We start from the raw sequence: 18431 nt of genomic DNA on the forward strand, positions 1-18431 counted from the left end.
CTAATGGCTAAGGCTGCAAGGAGAAGTATAAACTCCTAATACTTCCTCCCCTTCCATTTCACTTTGGTAGGCAGGAAGAAGTACAGGATCAGGATGAAAGTGGTTACTAACAGGTATAGCTCAAACAGGATGTAATGCCACCATGGAGCGCTGCGGTGCAGGCGTTTCAAACAGATGTGCATGAACAAACTTTGGAGCAATAGCTTTACCACCGCGATGCTGAGCGCTATACCTAAAGAGGCTTTAAAAAAGAAAGGGATCAGCACGGGGTAGTAAGCTGAGTGCAGCACAAATAGCGCAAACATGTACTTCGGCATGTATACCGAGCCACGCATCCATCGCTTTCGTTGCTCTAAGAGAGAGCCATAGCTAGAGACGGGTGCTGACAAAGCCAGCACATCGCAGTTATACAGGTTTCGGAATCCAAAGCCGCGTTTCAGTATCTGGTTAAAAATAGCAATGTCTTCTGTGATCGAGAAAGGAATATTCTCAAAACCTCCCACTTCTTCGTACGCCTTGCGGGTGAGCAGCATGTTGTTGCCCATGGTTGTTACCGGCATGTTCAAGTCACTGAATACCTGCATTAGCCCTATCGAAAACAGCCAGTCCATGCGCTGCATTTTGTCAAACAGTCTGTTGCCCGTCACAGTGGTCAGCCCTGTCACTACTCCTACCTTTTCGTCCAGTCCTGCCAGCATTGCCTTTATCCAGGACGGGGGTACTTGTATGTCAGCGTCCGTGAACAGAAAGATATCGGATGTGGCCTTACGTGCCAGCTGTGCCAATACATTGGCTTTGCCCCTCGCCTTCCCTACTGTGTCGGTGATCGGGATACAGGTATAGTTTGGTTTATCTTTTATATATGTTGCAACCAGCGTACGGGTTTGGTCTGTGGAGCCATCGTCCCCGATCAGCACTTCTATTTTCTCTTGCGGGTAATCGAGTGCGGTTATGGCCTGAAGACAAGCCAGAATATTATGCTCTTCGTTGCGGGCGGCGATCAGGATACTTACCTGAGGAAAGTCAACCACTGATGAGGTATAGCGCCGCCGGTTTAAGAGCAGCAACAGAAGGAGCGCTGCAAATACGATAAAGTAAATTACAAAGTAGGCAACGGATACCATCATAGGGTCTGGAAGGTATAGCCCTGTGCGGTAAAATAGTCTAAAAATCGGGGCAGGGCGTATTGCATGTTTCGCTGAGCTTTCAGGCTGTCGTGGAATACGATGATACTACCGCTTTGGGTACAGCGAATGGCTTCGCTCAGGCATTTTTCGGGACGCAACGACTGGTCATAGTCATTGGTAAGCACATCCCACATGATCAATTCATAATCGGGACGCAGTGCCGCTGCCTGTTTCATGGTGATGCGGCCATAAGGTGGCCTGAACAGTTTGAGTTGCGTTGTATCCGGGAAGAGTGCTTCGAGTTGCAGCTGACACTGCTGCACATTTTGGAGATAGTCCTCCAGCGATGTTTCCCAGCCGCGCAGGTGATTGTGTGTGTGATTTGCCAGGCGGTGCCCCTCTGCTACTATCTGTTCTGCTATACCCTGATGCTTGACCAGGTTGTCACCCACGGCAAAAAAGGTCGCTTTGGCTTTGAATGCATCCAATTGCTCCAGCACCCAGGGGGTGACTTCAGGTATAGGCCCATCATCGAAAGTCAGGTATAGCACCTTCCCGTTTTCTTCCCGCCGCCAGGTATAGCCGGGCAAAAGTCTGCGAAGCAAGGCGGGTGTCTTGTAGAGGCGGAGCAATTGAATTGTCAGATGATTGAGTGGCTGATTTGTTGAGTGTTGCTTATTCGACAGCAAATAATGAAGGTCAAAAAATGGTTTATTCTATCACGCCCATTCCTTTTATGCAGATGATCTTTAACCACTCAACAATTTAACACCTACTTAAACCTACACGACAGCAAGGTAATATCATCACTGAAGGAAGATTCTTCGTTGTAGAGGTTGATGGCGTTGAGTAGCTGTAAGTGCAGCATTTTGGAGCTCAGGAAACGGTTCTTCTGCAAAAACTCGATCGTGCCCTCAATTCCAAACTCTGATTCGTCTTCGTCAAATACCTCCGTCAAGCCATCGGTATAGCAAAGCAGCACGGCATTGTGCGGCACCTGGATCTTACCTACGTTCATGAATGGAAGTACATCAAAAACGCCCAGCATGGTGCAGCCGTCATTGAGCAGGTCGTGTGTGTTATTTTCGTACAGCAAAACCGGAGCATTGTGGCCGGCATTGACGTAACTTAACTCGCGGGTTTTGCGGTTGAAAATGGCCAGAAAAGTCGTAATGAATTTCTCTGCGATCGCATTGCGGTAGATCAGATGGTTCAGTTCTGACACCACCGTGTTCAGATCAGAGTTCTGCCGGAGAATAGTTCGCAGACCCGCCTGAAAGTTCGACATCAACAGGGAGGCTGGTACGCCCTTACCTGATACGTCGGCTACGCAGAACCGAAACTGGTCCTGGTCTATCTCAATAAAATCGTAGTAGTCGCCGCCAATGGATGAGTGAGGAATGTAACTCGCGTGAATAGCGACGTCTTTGTCATTAGGCAGCTTCTTCGGGAAGAGCATAGACTGCACCTCACGGGCAATCTCGATTTCTTTACGGATCGACTCCTGCGCCAGTCGCTGGCGGGCCATGCGGTGATTTTCGATGGCTACCAGCATGATGTTACTCACAGTCTGCACAAAGTTCAGCGCCTCAATATTGGTATAATAAGGCTGAATCTTTCCGATCATCACGAAAGCAAGCATTTTGCCGTTGTGCATGATCGGGATCACGATCTCAAAATTGCGCCACCGCTTGTCCACACTCAGCTTGGACATGCGGGTGATTTCCTTCAGTTCGAGGATGGCTTCAGGCAGTTGTTGCTTGGCGGCTTCCAGATCGGTGCCGAAACTTACTTTGCATTCCCACTTTTCGTCATGTACAAACAGAGCCAGTCGGTTGATCTGCAACTGGGCCAGCAGTGTAAAGCGGTAGATTTTGTAAAGCGCGTCTTCAGGCAGGTTGTCGTTAATCGCCTGCGTAATTTCCAACAGGGCCGATAACTCCAGCTTCTTGAGATTTAACTCTTGCTGTATGTTCGGAGCGACTATATCAGACATTCGGTTTCATAGTTTAGGGTGACGGAAAACCCGCACGTGGGAGCTCTGCCGCCAGTTATACCTGTCACGCAGGTATATACTCTGTAAATTTACAAAAAATCAACCGCATTCTTTGCCAACCCCTCAAAATCCTTTAAAATTCTACGTATTCATCGCGTACGTATTCTTGCAACTACGTAGTGCTGGCAATTGTTCGAGCTTTTTACACTATAACGGATTTTGGAGTGTGAAGCACAAGGATCAGATAGAATTATGCACAACTAATCCAGCTTTTGTAGCCAGGTAAAAGTACTGCTGGCAATTCTTGCTGAAGGCAGCCTCATCATACGCATGCTCGGTGTCCGGGTCAGGGTATAAGATCCGGATATAACCTTTCGCGATCAGCTCGCGCAGGGCGGTACAAAGCTCGTCATCAGTGAGTGCGCTGGTGCTTTTAAGGTCAGGGTAGGACGTTACAAAATAGAGTTCGTCCATGATGGCAAATTCATTTTCAGTCATGATTTCGGATGGTTCGGCCTTTCCATGTATAGCGACCTGTGAGGCCGCAGATAGCGGTATATAGTACGTAAGGAATGTAAACAAGCTGCAGCGGAAGCATAAAAACCAGATAATTTTGCTGTCGCATAAAGGTCAATATCCTGTTTAAAAACAAGAAATCGATCAAAAACTTAAGCAGGTAGGCAGCCAAAAAAATCCAAAAAGAAAGCCAGCCCAGCAGCACCGCAGGTATAGCCAGAAAAAGCATTAGGTTGACAGCAAACACACACAAGGCTACCAGTTTAACAGAAAGGCTTTGGTAACTCCGCCACTTGCTGGCCCAACGCACTCGCTGAGCAATGAAACTGCTGACCGTTTTGCGTGCCTCTGTATACACCATGGCTCCCTGCTGCTTTAGAAAAGCGATCTTTCCCGGGTATAGCCGGTTGACTTTATGCAGCAGAAATTCATCGTCACCACTGGCTATCCCTTCGTTTCCCATAAAGCCGCCTACCTCTTCGAACACTTCCCGGGTATAAGCCAGATTAGCGCCATTACACATGTTCGGTTGCTGCAACCCGATGGAGGCGCCCCCCACGCCAATCAATGAGGCGAACTCCACTAACTGCATGCGCTCCAGCAAAGTGTGGGTTTTGTGAAAACTCACAGGACCTGAAATAAAAACTGATTCTTGCGAAGTATAGGTATAGGAGAAATGTAGCAACCAATCCGGCTGCACCCGACAGTCGCCGTCGGTAAAGACCAGCAGTTCCCCGCCAGCCTGTGCTATACCTTGACTGATGGCCGCTTTCTTACCGGTTTGTGTTCCCTGATCTGCCAGCCGCAACAGGTGTAGGTTCAGCTTGGTCGCAGGTATAAATTCCTGAATCAACTGAGCGGTGTTGTCTTCCGAGTGATCATCCACCACAAGCACTTCAAAGAGAGATGCCGGATAACTTTGCATCTCCAGATCGCGCAGCAAATTCAGTATTTGCCCTGCCTCGTTCCGGACGGGTATAATCACGGAGAGTTTTGTAACAGGAACAAAGTCGGCAGGTATAGCAGGTATAGCAAGACGCTTCCAGGCGAACAGACAACGTAAGATTATCCAGCCATAAGCGAGCAGCGAAAGCAAGAGCAGCAGCGTAAACATCAGGCAGCACCTCCTCTCCTGCCCAGTTTCAGGCGCAGCACAAAGAACAATCCCACTGCGCTTGGCACCACGATATTGAGCAGCCAAAGGCTCAGGCTGGCACTCAGCACCTGTAAGCGCTCCTGCCCCAGCAGTCCGAACACGTACATGGCTGACAACTCCCGCACACCCAGGTCCGATAGCAACGACACAGACGGCACCACCGACTTCAGAAAAAAAGCGGCAGATACGCCACTGATGTACTCGACTGGACTAAGTCGGACTTCAAAAAGAACGAGTAGCAACACGAATTGCAGGAGAAACACAAAGTAGCGCAACAGCGAAAGTAGCAGCACCCGGTTCATCTCCCCGAAGGTATAGCGCCCCATGATGGCCAGGTATTTCGCCAGTTTGCGAAGCGGTCCCACTGCCGCCACCAAGGCCACCATAGCGCGGGCATTGAAGAGCAGCAGCAGCATAGCCACATTGAGCACGAGCAGCAAGAAGAATACACTCAGGCAAATGGCCGGATAATCATTCCAGTAGAGCAGCACCGCAAAGTACAGCAAGCCCAGCGACCCCACCAGCACAGTAGCTACCAACTGGCAGAACCTTCCGATGAAGACCGCCCCTATACCTTCCAGGCGTTCTTTGCTTTTGAGTTCGAGCACACGGCCCGCATAGTCGCCCAGGCGGTTGGGGGTGATAAAACCCAGCGTGAGCCCCACCATGACAGCCCGGAAGGCCCGCAGGTAAGAGATGCGTTCCAGCTTCTGCCCCAACAGTTGCCACTTCCAGGCTTCCAATCCCCAGTTGGCAGGTATAAGCATAGCACTTAAAATCAGCAGAAAAGTATAATTGCTTTGGCGGGCAGCTTGCAGTATACCTTGCCATGAAAGCAGCGTGTCTGGTGTCGTGAAAATGGCCAGGTATAGGAAGTATAGCGTGAGCAGCAGCACGACAATTTTGCCGACGACTAAAAGGAACCTTCTGTTGCGGGTAATGTTCAAGATATTGTCTTAAATTGCGCCTCTTATGGTTTACTCTTCTGCACTCCCACCCAACAAATTAATTCTTGGCATTGACCCTGGTACACAAGTGATGGGCTATGGCCTGATTGAAGTGACTGGTTCCAAGGTAAAAGTAGTGCAGTATGGCGTGATTCACCTCAAAAGCTACAGCAACCACGCCATCAAGTTAAAGAAAATTTTTGACCGCATGATACAGCTCATCGACGAATACCTGCCCGACGAGCTGGCTATCGAGTCGCCTTTCTTTGGCGTGAACGTGCAGAGTATGCTCAAACTAGGTCGCGCACAGGGAGTTGCCATTGCCGCTGCCCTCTCTCGCGACATTCCTTACGTGGAGTATGCTCCCAAAAAAGTAAAGCAATCGGTAACCGGAAACGGCAACGCCTCCAAAGAGCAGGTGGCCAGCATGCTGGTGCAGATCCTCAAGATCCAGCCGGATCCTAAAATGTTCGATGCTACCGACGCCCTGTCCGTAGCTCTCTGCCATCATTATCAAAAAGGAAACAACGCCAAGCAAGGTGGCAGCTCCTGGAAAGCTTTTCTGACCGAAAACCCTGACAGAAAAGTAGGAAGTTGAATTGTCGGTGATGGAATGGTAGAAGATTCTACTAGGGCAAGTGGCGGCAGGTCCCAATCGTGCACCAAACCATCATTAATCAACAGCTTAGCCATTTAGCCTTACACCAATTAACAGAGTAAGCCCCATTCCATATCTGCCAACTCCCTCTCCAACCCGCAAAAGCCCCAACGCTCAAACCCTTAAACTCCTTTAAGTATAAGCTTTCGAAAATATTTCGCAGATTTGTAAAAAATCGCCTCTATATTTCGTAAGGCTTATAAGCTTGTTTGATTTCCCTTTTGCGAAAGCGAAAATTCAGCCTGCACATAGTGTGTTGCATCGCGCACAAATAAAGTTTAAACATGTTTTTTCACGTACGGTTAAATATAGCATCAGGCTTATTCTTAAAATTAAGTTAATTTGCCGCTCCCTTGTTAATAGGAAAGCGTACAGATGAATCCTAAAAAGCTTAAATGGATTTAGACAAAAATAAACCGGGAAGTGCTCCAGCCCGGCGTAGGTATGTAACAACACGCAGACTCGACAGAATATTTGTTGAGCTGGCCAAGATATACCGTTTCAATGCACGGTTTTTTAAGGAAATGTGGTTTCCGCCTTATGAGTTTAAAGAGATCATAAAGCAGTGTTACGAAATCGGCGTGCGCTCCCTGCCCCTGATTTCCCTGACTGGCTTTATCATAGGCATTGTATTCACGAACCAGTCGCGCCCTTCCCTGGCCGGCTTTGGTGCCACCTCTCTCCTGCCTGCTCTTATTTCGGTGGCCATCATCCGGGCTATCGGTCCGCTGGTGACGGCGCTGATCGCAGCTGGACGAGTGGGCTCCGCTATTGGTGCTGAACTGGGCTCCATGCGGGTAACCGAGCAGATCGATGCCATGGAGGTATCCGCTACTAACCCCTTTAAATTTCTGGTAGTGAGTCGCGTGCTGGCCTCCACGCTAATGATCCCGGCACTGACCATGTACACGACCCTGGTTTCCCTGCTGGGTGGCTACCTGAATGTGCATCAGAACGAACTGACTACCCTGACCACCTTCTTTTACCAGGTGTTCGATGCCATTACTTTTCTGGATATCGTCGCCTCTTCGGTGAAGTCGGTGATTTTTGGCTTTACCATCGGCATGGTGGGTTGTTACAAAGGCTATAATTCTTCTAAAGGCACAGAGGGCGTGGGCAAAGCGGCTAACTCGTCGGTGGTAACGGCCATGTTCCTGATATTTATTGAAGAGCTGCTTATTATGCAGGTCGTTAACGCAATCAGAGCTTTTTAATGGAGGCAAAAGAAATAAATCCCAATATCGATAGGAACAATAAAGTGATTTCTATCTGGGGCCTTAAAAAAGCGTTCGACGATTTTGAGGTTCTGAAAGGTGTGGATCTGGAACTGTATAAAGGTGAAAACCTGGTCGTACTGGGTCGCTCCGGTACAGGTAAGTCAGTATTGATCAAGATCATCTCGGGCCTCTTATACGGTGACGAGGGTTCTGTGAATGTGCTGGGAAAAGAAGTAGGCGACCTCAAGCCACGGGAGCTGGATGCACTCCGGCTTAAGATCGGCTTTTCGTTTCAGAACAGCGCCCTGTACGATAGTATGACCGTGCGTGAGAACCTGGAATTTCCGCTGGTACGGCACGCCAAACACATGTCGGAAGCCGAGCGGGAAGAGCTTATCCATTACGTGCTGGAAGCCGTGGGACTTGCGCAGGCCATCAATCAGATGCCGTCTGAGCTATCAGGTGGTCAGCGCAAGCGCATCGGTATTGCCCGCACCCTGATCCTGAAACCCGAAATCATGCTTTACGACGAACCTACTGCCGGTCTTGACCCGATCACCTGTATTGAGATCAACAACCTGATCAACGAAGTACAGCGTAGGTTCAACACCTCTTCTATCATCATCACGCACGACCTTACCTGCGCCCGCGCCGTAGGAGACAGAGTAGTGATGTTGCTTGACGGACAGTTCCAGCGCGAAGGAAGATTTGAGGAAGTGTTCGACAGTAATGACGAACGCGTACAATCATTTTATAACTACAACTTTATAGACTAGATGAGTTCTGCAGATAATAAACGCACAGTTATAGTTGGCATTTTCACGTTTCTGGCGATCGTGATCCTGGTGGCGGGTATATTCACCTTAGCTGGTCAGCAGAAGCGCCTAATCAGCACAATCACAGTTACCGCTATATTTGATGATGTGGCTGGTTTGCGTACAGGTAACAACGTATGGTTTTCAGGAGTGAAAATCGGCACGATCAAATCCATCAACCTGTATGGCGACTCGCAGGTAGAGGTGGTCATGAACATTGAGGAGAAAGTACAGCAGTACATTCGCAAAAACGCCTCGGCCCGCATCAGTTCTGAAAGCTTTATCGGAAACAAGAACATCGTGATAGACGGAGGCACTCAGTCAGCTGCTCCCATTCAGGATGGCGACAGAATAACGGCCATAAGTCCGCTCAACACCGATGACCTGATGGAAAAACTGCAGCAAAACAACGAGAACCTGGTTGCGATCACTGGGGACTTCAAGCAGCTTACTTCCCGACTCGTCAATGGCGAAGGAACTGTAGGAGCCCTGCTAACTGACACAACCATGGCACAGGACTTCCGCGACGTGGTGGCTAACCTGCAGCGTACCTCACAGAGCACCGTGAATGCTTCCCGTTCCCTTTCCGCTTTCACCAACAAACTCAACTCTCCTGGCGGACTGGCTAACCAACTTGCTACTGACAAAGAAGTTTTTCAGCAGCTGAAGAACTCGATGACACAGTTGGAAGAGGCCACCGCTTCGACTTCGGAGTTAACGGAAAATCTGCGCACGGCCAGCACCCGACTCAACAACAATAACAGCGCTGTAGGGGTGCTACTGAACGACCAGCAATTTGCCCGTCAGCTGCAGAGCACCATGCAAAACCTGGAGACAGGTACCGAAAAGCTGGATCAGAACATGGAAGCGCTGCAAAGCAACATCCTCTTTAGAGGCTTCTTCAGACGGCAGGCCCGGGAACAGGCCAAGCATCAGGAGCAGCAGAAACAGCAGCCTGCACCGCAGCAGGTACAGCCCAAAGATACCACCCGGCAGGAGTTCAAACCTTCTATCCTGATTGAAAACTAAGCACCAAACAAAAGAGGCGCATCATGAAGATGCGCCTCTTTTGTTTGGCTTCAGGTATAGCTATATCTTATTTGCCTTCATATGCCTTTCGGATCTTCTCCGCTACTTCCTCAAACTCCTCTTTGCTGAACTGCTGCTTGTTAGCAAAATTCATATCGGCCATCTTATTTAGCGGGATCAGGTGCACATGCGCATGGGGTACCTCCAACCCTACTACCGCTACACCAATACGCTTGCAGGACACAGCTTTCTCCACTGCAGCCGCCACTTTCTTAGCGAAAGCCATCAGCCCCAGGTATAGCTCGTCGTCCAGGTCAAACAGGTAGTCGATCTGTTGCTTGGGTATTACCAGTGTATGGCCCTTGGCCGTCGGGAACACGTCCAGAAAAGCAAGGTAGCGATCATCCTCGGCTATTTTGTAAGCGGAGATTTCGCCTTTTACAATTTTAGTGAAGATAGATGGCTCCATAAGCTTAGCGACTAATTTCCAGTATTTCGAATTCGATCTTACCAGCTGGTACGGTTATTTCTGCTTTTTCGCCGACTGACTTACCTAGCAGGCCTTTGCCGATCGGAGACTTTACCGAGATCTTACCAGAGGCCAGATCAGCTTCCTCTTCCGCCACCAAGGTATAATCCATCACCATGTTGTTTTTCAGGTTCTTGATCTTCACTTTGGAGAGGATCAGCGCCTTACTTGTATCCAGGTTAGACTCGTCGATCAGACGGGCGTTGCCTACGACCTCCTCTAGCTTCGCGATTTTCAGCTCCAGGTGACCCTGCGCATCTTTAGCGGCATCATATTCGGCGTTCTCGCTCAAGTCGCCCTTGTCGCGTGCTTCAGCCAATTGACGGGCCACCTCCGAGCGACCTTTTGTCTTCAGATCGTGTAGCTCTTCCTTCAGCTTCTGTAAACCTTCAGCGGTGTAATAAGAAATGTTGCTCATAATACTGTCTTCACGTTTTAAAACACAAAAACAAAAAGAACGGCTATGTCAAACATAACCGTTCTTTTTGCCTAATATGTAGATGATTAATTTTTTCTTCTTCAGCCTGGCTGCTTCAAAACAAGCCGGGTGTTCTGGGTAAGCCACAGGCGCACGGGCATCCCCCGGTGGCACTGTGTTGAGCAAATATACAAATTTATTTTAATACAAAATTTTTCGGCGATACTTATTTATCAGCACTAATTATGACTCATTTCTGGTGCCAGTACCTCTCCTATACGTAAATAAAGCAGCGTAGGACAGCCCTTGAGCAGGTATTATCAGGAAAGGCTGCCGGACTCCTGTAAGGCCTGAATTTTACCAACCAGCACCTCGTTTATCTTTACATAAGACTCGTGTGTCCAGCCTGCAATATGGGGGGTCAACACGACATGATCAGCTGATGTGAGATAGTCAAAATGACGGCGTTGCTCCTCTGTCAGGCTTGGGAGCTTTTCATTTTCAAGCACATCCAGCGCAGCCCCTTTCAACTTGCCCGTCTGCAGGTGGCGAACCAATGCGGTCTGATCCACCACTTCGCCACGGGAGGTGTTCATAAACCAGATCGGTTTGCGAAAGGCCCTGAAGAAAGCATCATCTGCGAAGGCCCAGTTCTCTGGAATGTAAGGTATATGCAGGCTCACGATATCGGCTTCCGCCTGCAACTCTTCCAGTGTCACACGCTCAGCTGGTCCTGTAATTTTTTCAGGTGCAAACCGGTCATAGGCCAGGATACGGCAACCGAAGCCACTCAACACACGGGCAAAGCTCTGCCCCATATGACCGTAACCAATTATACCGACTGTCTTCCCACTGATCTCCTCTCCTCTGTTTTCTTCGCGCAGCCATACCCGGCCGCGTACCTGCCTGTCACCACGGGTAATATTCCGCATCAGACTGAGTAGCATACCCAGGGCATGTTCTCCTACCGCCTGTCTGTTTCCTTCGTTGGCACCAAATAAGGCTATACCTTTTTCCTGGAGCGCCTCGGCGTCAATATTATCCAACCCGGCCCCAGCGCGTGCCACAAATTTCAGTTGATCTGCCAATTTGATAGTATCGGCTGTGATACGCATTTTGCTCCGCACAATCAGGCCATCAAACCCAACCAGTGCCTCGCATACCTCAATTGGTTTAATGTCTGGCCGATAGTCATAGGCTATACCTATACCTTCCAGCATCGGAAACAGACTGTCGTGTACTTCGTCAATAATAAGGATACGCATGGCTGACATGGTCTTATAAATCGTAAAGCATATGTGCAACACCAAAGTAGATCGCTAGGCCCAATAAGTCATTCGCCGTTGTGATAAAGGGACCAGCGGCAACTGCGGGGTTCACACCCATTTTATCGAGCAGCATGGGTGTGAGCGTACCCATGAGGGAGGCTAGCATCACAACCGAGAACAGCGCAAAAGACACGACCATGGAGAGTTTTAGATCCTGCCGGAATAGATAAGTGAAGCCGAACACTAGCGCTGAGATGATAAGTGCATTCAAAAACGCCACCATGATCAGCTTTAAGAGACGCTGCGCGAAATTTTCAAAGATCACGGCGTTGGAAGATAGCGTTTGGATAATGATGGATGAGGACTGTATACCTACGTTACCACCCGTCGCTGTGATAAGTGGCACAAACAGCGCCAATGCCGGCAACAGGGCAATGTCAGCCTCAAAGAAGCCCATGAAGTGAGCGGCCAGCAAACCGCCCACCATTCCGATCACAAGCCAGGGAATGCGGGAGCGTGAGATACGGAACACACTGTCATCTTCTTCCACGTTCTCCGAGATACCCGTCATGAGCTGACGGCTGAGTTCGGCCTGCTCCTGCATAACGTCGATCACGTCGTCGATGGTGATGCGTCCGAGCAGTTTACCTTGTATGTTCACGACAGGTATAGCCTCGAGGTCGTACTTCTGCATCACGCTCACCACTTCGTTTTCATCCCGGAACGACTCGATCGAGATCACATCCTCGTTGTAAATGTCTTTTACCAATTTGTCGTCTTTGGATAGCAGAAGTGTTTTAATACTGAGCCTGCCAACCAGTTTGTCACGGTTATCGACTACATACACGGTATAGATCCGCTCTACATCCTCTGCCTGCCTCCTGATCTCTTCAATGCACTGACGGACGCGCCAGTTGATATTCACTTTGATAAGTTCTTTCGCCATCAGACCACCGGCGCAGTCTTCTTCGTAGTGCAGGAGGTCCAGAATGTCATCCGCCTTCTCCTCATTCTCGAGCAGGGCGATCACTTCCTCACGACGCTGCACATTCATCTCATTCAGAATGTCCACCGCGTCATCCGAGTCCATCAGGTTGACGTAGCGGGCGACTTCTTGACTCGTAAAATAACCGAGGAAGTCCGTGCGAATGTCGTAATCGAGATCACTCAGAATTTGGGAACCGACTTCTGGCGCCAACAGGTCCAGCACGTACTTCGATTCGTTGGTATCGAGTTCATAGAGCACCGTCGTGATGTCGGCCGGGTACATGTCGGACATGGACTCGAGAATGAAGCCCTTGTCATCGCGTGCTATTGCCTCTTCAACCTGTTCAATGTATTCGCGTGTGATCTCTACCTGCATGGTATTAAATGTTCTGCTCTACGAGCTGGGTCAATGCTATAAAATCCTCTACTGACAGCTGCTCCGCTCTTTTGTCAAAAACAGGCTGTGTGGTTACCTCCGGCGGGAGATTAAATGTCTTGAGGCAGTTACGCAGCGTTTTTCGCCTTGTTCCGAAACTGTTCTTCACGACAGAGAAAAAGAGTTTTTCATCACAAGGCAGGCTTTGCCGATCGTTGCGCACGACGCTGATGACACCTGACTTCACTTTGGGTGGCGGGTGGAATACATTTTCATGCACCGTGAACTTATAATCTATGGTATAGAAAGCCTGCAAGAGCACACTCAGAATGCCATAGGCTTTAGAACCCGGAGGTGAGGCCAGTCGCTCAGCCACTTCCTTCTGGATCATGCACACGACCTCCGGCACCACATCGCGGTGCTCCAGCACTTTGAAAAATATCTGACTGGAGATGTTGTAAGGGAAGTTTCCGATGATGGCGAACTTGCCCGGGAACAGCTTGCTCAGGTCGGTCTTCAGGAAGTCGGCTGAGATGATGCGGTCGCCCAAAGCCGGAAAATGCTGTTGCAGATAAGCAATGGACTCGCGATCAATATCCAGCACCGTGGTACGATACTCCTTGTGTTCGAGCATGTACTGCGTGAGCACCCCCATACCGGGGCCGATCTCCAGCACATCCTCCACCCCACCGGGCAAAGTCAATTGCTCCACAATCTTGCGGGCGATGTTCTGATCGACCAGAAAGTGCTGGCCTAAGTGCTTCTTCGGACTTACTTTACTCACATGCTATGCGTTATGGTGCCGGCTTGTTGAGACAATTTCGCCGGAAACCCGTTATACCTTATTTATATGCGCCGCCCGATTGCCATACCTATGGCCGGGCTTTTTCGCATTACACTATATACTTACTATATTGCGCACTCAAAGATACGAATGACAAATGCCAACACAACTCAAATACAATACATCGGTAGGTAAAAATACAGACGTAGCCCTGATTGTGCGGGCTGATCAAGCGGATACACTCACAGAGCTAAGCTCAGATGAAACCGCCTACCTGAAACGTCAGCTGGAAGCGGAAGCGAAGATCGTTTCCCTGAACCGCTACACCCAGCGGGTATACGTAGTGGTATACGCCGAGGGGAAAACCCAGCATGCCACCAGAGAAAATCTGCGCCAGGCCGGTTATGCGCTGCTCAAGCAACTCAAAGCCGATAAGGTAGAGGAACTTGCCATACAGGACCTCACCAGGACAGACGCCAGTCCTTACCTGGCTGAGGGCTTATACCTGAGCAACTACCAGTTCCAGAAATACAAGACCAAGAATAACAAGCCAAACCCGCTGCAAACCATCACGCTGACTGACGAGAATTTATCGGAGTTTGACGTCATGGAGCTGCAGAACGTGCTCGACGCCGTGACCGTCACCCGCGATCTGGTGAACGAGCCGAACAGCCACCAGAGTGCTACGCAGTTTAGTGAGCAGCTAGTAGAGCTGGGTGAAAAAGCCGGTTTTACGACACAGGTGTTTGACGAGCTGCAGATCCAGTCATTAAAAATGGGCGGTTTGCTGGCCGTGAACCAAGGTAGCGAAGAGCCGCCTACCTTTAATATACTGGAGTGGAAACCGGAAGGCGCGGCCAACAGCAAGCCTTACGTGCTGGTTGGCAAAGGCGTAGTATACGATACCGGTGGACTCAGCCTGAAGCCTACGCCGCAGTCCATGGACTACATGAAGTCGGACATGGCCGGTGCAGCTGCCGTAACCGGCGTGATGTACGCACTGGCCAAAAACAACATACAGCTGCACGTAATTGCGCTTATACCTGCCACCGACAACCGTCCGGGCGGTAAGGCCTATGCGCCGGGCGACGTGATCACCATGCACAACGGCATGTCCGTGGAGGTGCTCAATACCGACGCCGAAGGCCGCCTGATCCTGGCCGACGCACTGAGCTTTGCGCAACGGTATAAACCGGAGCTGGTTATCGACATGGCAACCCTGACCGGAGCTGCGGCCCGCGCCATTGGTAAAGAAGGCCTGGTAGCTATGAGCAACGCAGGCGAAGAAGTAATGACTGCCCTGAAGAAAGCAGGCGAAGCAGAGCATGAGCGCATTGTGGAGTTTCCACTTTGGGATGAGTATAAAAAACACATTGAGTCGGACATCGCGGACATCAAGAACCTGGGTGGTGCCGAAGCTGGCGCTATTTCAGCGGGCGTATTCCTGGAGTATTTCACGGATTATCCTTGGGTGCACTTTGACATTGCCGGCACGGCTTACTTGTTAGGCGAAGACTCTTACCGAGGCAAACTGGCTACTGGTTCAGGCGTGCGCCTGGTTTACAACTACCTTAGCTCTCAGGCTAACTAAGAAAAAATGGACAACAGATACAAAGCAAAAATAGGCATCAGCATAGGCGATACGAACGGAATCGGTCCGGAGATCATCGTCAAAACCCTTTCAGACCAGCGCATCCTTAACTTCTGCACACCGGTGATCTATGGATCTGCCGGAGTGATCAACAAGGTACGCAAGGCCCTGAGTGCCGATCATTTCCATTATCAGCAAGTGGGCTCGGTGCAGGAGCTTGTCCCTAAAAAGATCAACCTGATCAATTGTTGGGAAGAAGACATCGCCGTAGAACCGGGAACACCAAAGCCGGAGTCCGGCAAGGCTTCACTTGATTCCCTGATGGCCGTCTGTCAGGATTTGAAAGCCGGTTTGCTGGATGGTCTGGTAACCGCGCCTATAGATAAAGACAATATTCAGTCCGAGGACTTCCGCTTCCCGGGACATACAGAGTTCCTGACTTCGTATTTTGACGCTGCCGATAGCCTGATGCTACTCGTGAGCGACGATCTGCGTGTTGCTACTGTAACAGGCCATATACCTGTGAAGGACGTAGCCAGCAAAATTAATTTTGACCTGATCATCCGCAAGATCACCATCCTGCAGGAGTCGCTTCGCCGTGACTTTGGCATTCTGAAACCACGCATTGCGGTGCTGGGCCTCAACCCACACGCTGGTGAGAAAGGCCTTTTGGGCACAGAAGAGACAGAGATCATCCGTCCGGCTGTGATGCACCTGAAAGACAAGGGACACCTGGTATTCGGCCCCTACCCGGCTGATGGCTTCTTCGGGATGCGCATGTACAAGCAATTCGACGCGGTGCTAAGCATGTACCACGACCAGGGATTGATTCCCTTCAAGACGCTTGCCATGGAAACTGGTGTGAATTACACGGCCGGTCTGCCGATCGTGCGCACCTCACCGGACCACGGCACGGCCTATGATATAGCCGGGAAGCACACAGCTGATGAAACCTCTTTCAGAGAAGCGTTGTTCCTTGCCTGCGACATCATAAAAAAGCGCCAGACAGAGCAAAAGCCTGTTTTATAAATAGGGCTGCTATTTTATTTGTCAAAATAATGTTCTAATTTTGCGTCTTGCAATAAAAACACGGTAGTGAAAAAGCTTAGAGACTACGAAATCGGCATTGCCAAACTCAGCAATAAGAAGCACTCTTATGAGTTTGAGATGGACGATTCATTCTTTGCTTTGTTTGAGCAGGAGATCATACTGGGGGGAAAGCTACTGGCCAAAGTAGAGCTCGATAAGACCGAGTCGCTGCTGACGCTGCATTTTGACATTAAAGGGCATGTACGCCTCACCTGCGACCGCAGTCTGGAAGAGTTTGACCAGCCGATGGAGGTAGAGGAGACACTCCGAATCAAGTTCGGTCCTGAGAATGCTGAGTTGGACGAAGATCTGTGGCAAATAACGCCCGAGACGCAGACGCTCAATATAGCGCAGCACCTGTATGATTACATAGGACTGTCGCTGCCAATGAAAAAGCTGCATCCCCGTTTTGTGGAGGAGCTGGATGAAGAAGATGAACGGGATATCCTGATCTACTCTTCACGCAAGGCAGGCGATAGTGAAAGCGATGATAACGATGGAGATGACGACGATGATGTTGATCCACGTTGGGACGCTTTGAAAAACCTGAACTAACAAGCAGTAGAATTATAAAGTATTAAATAACAGCAAGTAAATTATTAACTAAAAATGGCACATCCTAAACGCAAGATTTCGAAGACCAGAAGAGATAAGAGAAGAACTCACCAGAAACTCTCTGAGAAAGCGATTGCTATCTGCCCTACTACAGACACACCGCACCTGTTCCACCATGCTTACGTGGTAGAAGGCGACCTGTATCACAAAGGCAAACTGGCGATCAAAAATTATACAACTAACGCTCAGTAAGCTTAGACTGTACTCTGTTTAGTTCTGTATAATTTAACCCCATCCAGTACATGAGGATCGCCCTGGACGCTATGGGCGGCGACTTTGCACCCGAAGCAACTGTAAAGGGTGCTTTGTTAGCCGCAGAGCAGCTTGACACTGATTACGAAATCCTGCTGATAGGTAAGGAAGACGAAATCAAGTCGCTGCTGAACGAATATGGATACACAGGAACCGGCATTAAAGTAATGAATGCCACCCAGGTCATTGAAATGGGAGAACACCCCACCAAAGCCCTGACCCAAAAGCCTGACTCCAGCATTGCTGTTGGTTATGGATTGCTGAAAGCAGGGAAAGCACACGCTTTCTGTAGCGCCGGCAATACCGGAGCCATGCTAGTTGGAGCCATGTTCAGCGTAAAAGCCACCGAAGGTATACTGCGCCCCGCTATCGGAGGCCTGGTACCTAAACTTAATGGTGACTTCGGCATCATGCTTGACGTAGGCGCTAATGCTGACTGTAAACCAGAGGTTCTGGAGCAGTTTGGTGAAATTGGCTCTATCTATGCCAAGTATGTACTGGACATCGAAAAGCCTAAGGTTGGCCTGATGAACCTTGGCGAAGAGGAAGGGAAGGGAACTGTGAATACACAAGCAGCCCATCAGCGCCTCAAAGCCAACCCGAACATCAACTTCATTGGCAACATCGAAGGACGCGATATGTTCAACGACAAAGCCGATGTGATTGTATGTGATGGGTATACAGGGAACATCATCCTCAAGATGGCGGAATCCATCTACGACATCCTGAACGAGAAGAACATGCATGATCCGTTCTTCGACAAGTTTAATTACGAGGCCGTAGGTGGAAGCCCGATCCTGGGTATAAATGGCAATGCCGTAATCGGTCACGGGGTATCAAGTCCAAAGGCTATTTGCAGCATGGTGCTGCAGGCCCAGAAGATGGTTGCCTCCAACCTGTCAGAGCGATTTAAAAAGCATACAGGCGCCCAATAAGGCGCTGGCTTCGGCCAAACATATTTCTTGGCACAAACTGTCCCCCTACTCTTTTTGCGGTAACGACGGTTTGTGCCAAGTTTTTTTTATTATATTGCCGTCTTAAACTTCCAACACTTATACCTT

General features: G+C 49.6%; 20 protein-coding genes. 9 read left to right on the forward strand and 11 right to left on the reverse strand.

What is annotated here, in order from left to right:
- Positions 1-35: 35 nt before the first annotated feature.
- The 6 genes from AC5FX6_RS06005 to AC5FX6_RS06030 all read right to left on the reverse strand — a co-directional run bounded on the left by AC5FX6_RS06005 (position 36) and on the right by AC5FX6_RS06030 (position 5742).
- Complete coding sequence (locus AC5FX6_RS06005; protein ID WP_493596115.1) at positions 36-1127, reverse strand: glycosyltransferase; 1092 nt, start codon at positions 1125-1127, stop codon at positions 36-38.
- On the reverse strand, positions 1124-1816 hold the full coding sequence (locus AC5FX6_RS06010; RefSeq protein ID WP_493596116.1) for a polysaccharide deacetylase family protein: 693 nt from the start codon (positions 1814-1816) through the stop codon (positions 1124-1126). The genes AC5FX6_RS06005 and AC5FX6_RS06010 overlap by 4 nt, the downstream gene beginning before the upstream one ends.
- Before the next feature lie 83 nt (positions 1817-1899).
- On the reverse strand, positions 1900-3123 hold the full coding sequence (locus AC5FX6_RS06015) for a GAF domain-containing SpoIIE family protein phosphatase (RefSeq protein ID WP_493596117.1): 1224 nt from the start codon (positions 3121-3123) through the stop codon (positions 1900-1902).
- Positions 3124-3363: 240 nt separating this feature from the next.
- Complete coding sequence (locus AC5FX6_RS06020) at positions 3364-3621, reverse strand: hypothetical protein (RefSeq protein ID WP_493596118.1); 258 nt, start codon at positions 3619-3621, stop codon at positions 3364-3366.
- Positions 3614-4753 (reverse strand): glycosyltransferase family 2 protein, encoded by a 1140-nt coding sequence (locus tag AC5FX6_RS06025; RefSeq protein ID WP_493596119.1) that lies wholly within the window; start codon positions 4751-4753, stop codon positions 3614-3616. The genes AC5FX6_RS06020 and AC5FX6_RS06025 overlap by 8 nt, the downstream gene beginning before the upstream one ends.
- Positions 4753-5742: a lysylphosphatidylglycerol synthase domain-containing protein gene (locus tag AC5FX6_RS06030; RefSeq protein ID WP_493596120.1), complete on the reverse strand. Its 990-nt coding sequence runs from the start codon at positions 5740-5742 to the stop codon at positions 4753-4755. Before AC5FX6_RS06030 ends, AC5FX6_RS06025 begins: the two co-directional genes overlap by 1 nt.
- Before the next feature lie 25 nt (positions 5743-5767).
- Between AC5FX6_RS06030 and ruvC the strand changes: the two genes are divergently transcribed.
- From ruvC to AC5FX6_RS06050, 4 genes are all read left to right on the forward strand, one after another.
- Positions 5768-6340, forward strand: coding sequence for a crossover junction endodeoxyribonuclease RuvC (ruvC, locus tag AC5FX6_RS06035; RefSeq protein WP_493596121.1), 573 nt, complete (start codon positions 5768-5770; stop codon positions 6338-6340).
- A gap of 455 nt (positions 6341-6795) precedes the next feature.
- Positions 6796-7614: an MlaE family ABC transporter permease gene (locus AC5FX6_RS06040; RefSeq protein ID WP_493596122.1), complete on the forward strand. Its 819-nt coding sequence runs from the start codon at positions 6796-6798 to the stop codon at positions 7612-7614.
- Complete coding sequence (locus AC5FX6_RS06045) at positions 7614-8393, forward strand: ABC transporter ATP-binding protein (protein WP_493596123.1); 780 nt, start codon at positions 7614-7616, stop codon at positions 8391-8393. Before AC5FX6_RS06040 ends, AC5FX6_RS06045 begins: the two co-directional genes overlap by 1 nt.
- Positions 8394-9461, forward strand: coding sequence for an MlaD family protein (locus AC5FX6_RS06050; RefSeq protein WP_493596124.1), 1068 nt, complete (start codon positions 8394-8396; stop codon positions 9459-9461).
- 67 nt (positions 9462-9528) lie between these two features.
- On the opposite strand, the gene AC5FX6_RS06055 is transcribed toward AC5FX6_RS06050, so the two are convergent.
- The 5 genes from AC5FX6_RS06055 to rsmA form a co-directional block, all read right to left on the reverse strand.
- Complete coding sequence (locus AC5FX6_RS06055) at positions 9529-9930, reverse strand: HIT family protein (protein ID WP_493596125.1); 402 nt, start codon at positions 9928-9930, stop codon at positions 9529-9531.
- 4 nt (positions 9931-9934) lie between these two features.
- Positions 9935-10408 (reverse strand): transcription elongation factor GreA, encoded by a 474-nt coding sequence (gene greA, locus AC5FX6_RS06060; protein WP_007658900.1) that lies wholly within the window; start codon positions 10406-10408, stop codon positions 9935-9937.
- 320 nt (positions 10409-10728) lie between these two features.
- Positions 10729-11673, reverse strand: a complete 945-nt coding sequence (locus AC5FX6_RS06065; RefSeq protein WP_493596126.1) for an NAD(P)-dependent oxidoreductase — start codon at positions 11671-11673, stop codon at positions 10729-10731.
- A 13-nt stretch (positions 11674-11686) separates the two neighbouring features.
- Positions 11687-13039, reverse strand: coding sequence for a magnesium transporter (mgtE, locus tag AC5FX6_RS06070; RefSeq protein ID WP_493596127.1), 1353 nt, complete (start codon positions 13037-13039; stop codon positions 11687-11689).
- 4 nt (positions 13040-13043) lie between these two features.
- Positions 13044-13823, reverse strand: a complete 780-nt coding sequence (gene rsmA, locus AC5FX6_RS06075; protein WP_493596128.1) for a 16S rRNA (adenine(1518)-N(6)/adenine(1519)-N(6))-dimethyltransferase RsmA — start codon at positions 13821-13823, stop codon at positions 13044-13046.
- Positions 13824-13980: 157 nt separating this feature from the next.
- Between rsmA and AC5FX6_RS06080 the strand changes: the two genes are divergently transcribed.
- From AC5FX6_RS06080 to plsX, 5 genes are all read left to right on the forward strand, one after another.
- On the forward strand, positions 13981-15414 hold the full coding sequence (locus tag AC5FX6_RS06080) for a leucyl aminopeptidase family protein (RefSeq protein WP_493596129.1): 1434 nt from the start codon (positions 13981-13983) through the stop codon (positions 15412-15414).
- A 6-nt stretch (positions 15415-15420) separates the two neighbouring features.
- Positions 15421-16443 (forward strand): 4-hydroxythreonine-4-phosphate dehydrogenase PdxA, encoded by a 1023-nt coding sequence (gene pdxA, locus AC5FX6_RS06085; RefSeq protein WP_493596130.1) that lies wholly within the window; start codon positions 15421-15423, stop codon positions 16441-16443.
- Positions 16444-16509: 66 nt separating this feature from the next.
- Positions 16510-17058 (forward strand): YceD family protein, encoded by a 549-nt coding sequence (locus tag AC5FX6_RS06090; RefSeq protein WP_493596131.1) that lies wholly within the window; start codon positions 16510-16512, stop codon positions 17056-17058.
- A gap of 54 nt (positions 17059-17112) precedes the next feature.
- The gene (rpmF, locus tag AC5FX6_RS06095; RefSeq protein WP_007658910.1) at positions 17113-17310 is read left to right on the forward strand and encodes a 50S ribosomal protein L32; all 198 of its coding nucleotides are present in this window, start codon (positions 17113-17115) and stop codon (positions 17308-17310) included.
- A 50-nt stretch (positions 17311-17360) separates the two neighbouring features.
- On the forward strand, positions 17361-18305 hold the full coding sequence (gene plsX / locus AC5FX6_RS06100; protein ID WP_493596132.1) for a phosphate acyltransferase PlsX: 945 nt from the start codon (positions 17361-17363) through the stop codon (positions 18303-18305).
- Positions 18306-18431: the final 126 nt, after the last annotated feature.

The sequence above is a fragment of the Pontibacter sp. LHS2 genome, assembly GCF_058932845.1.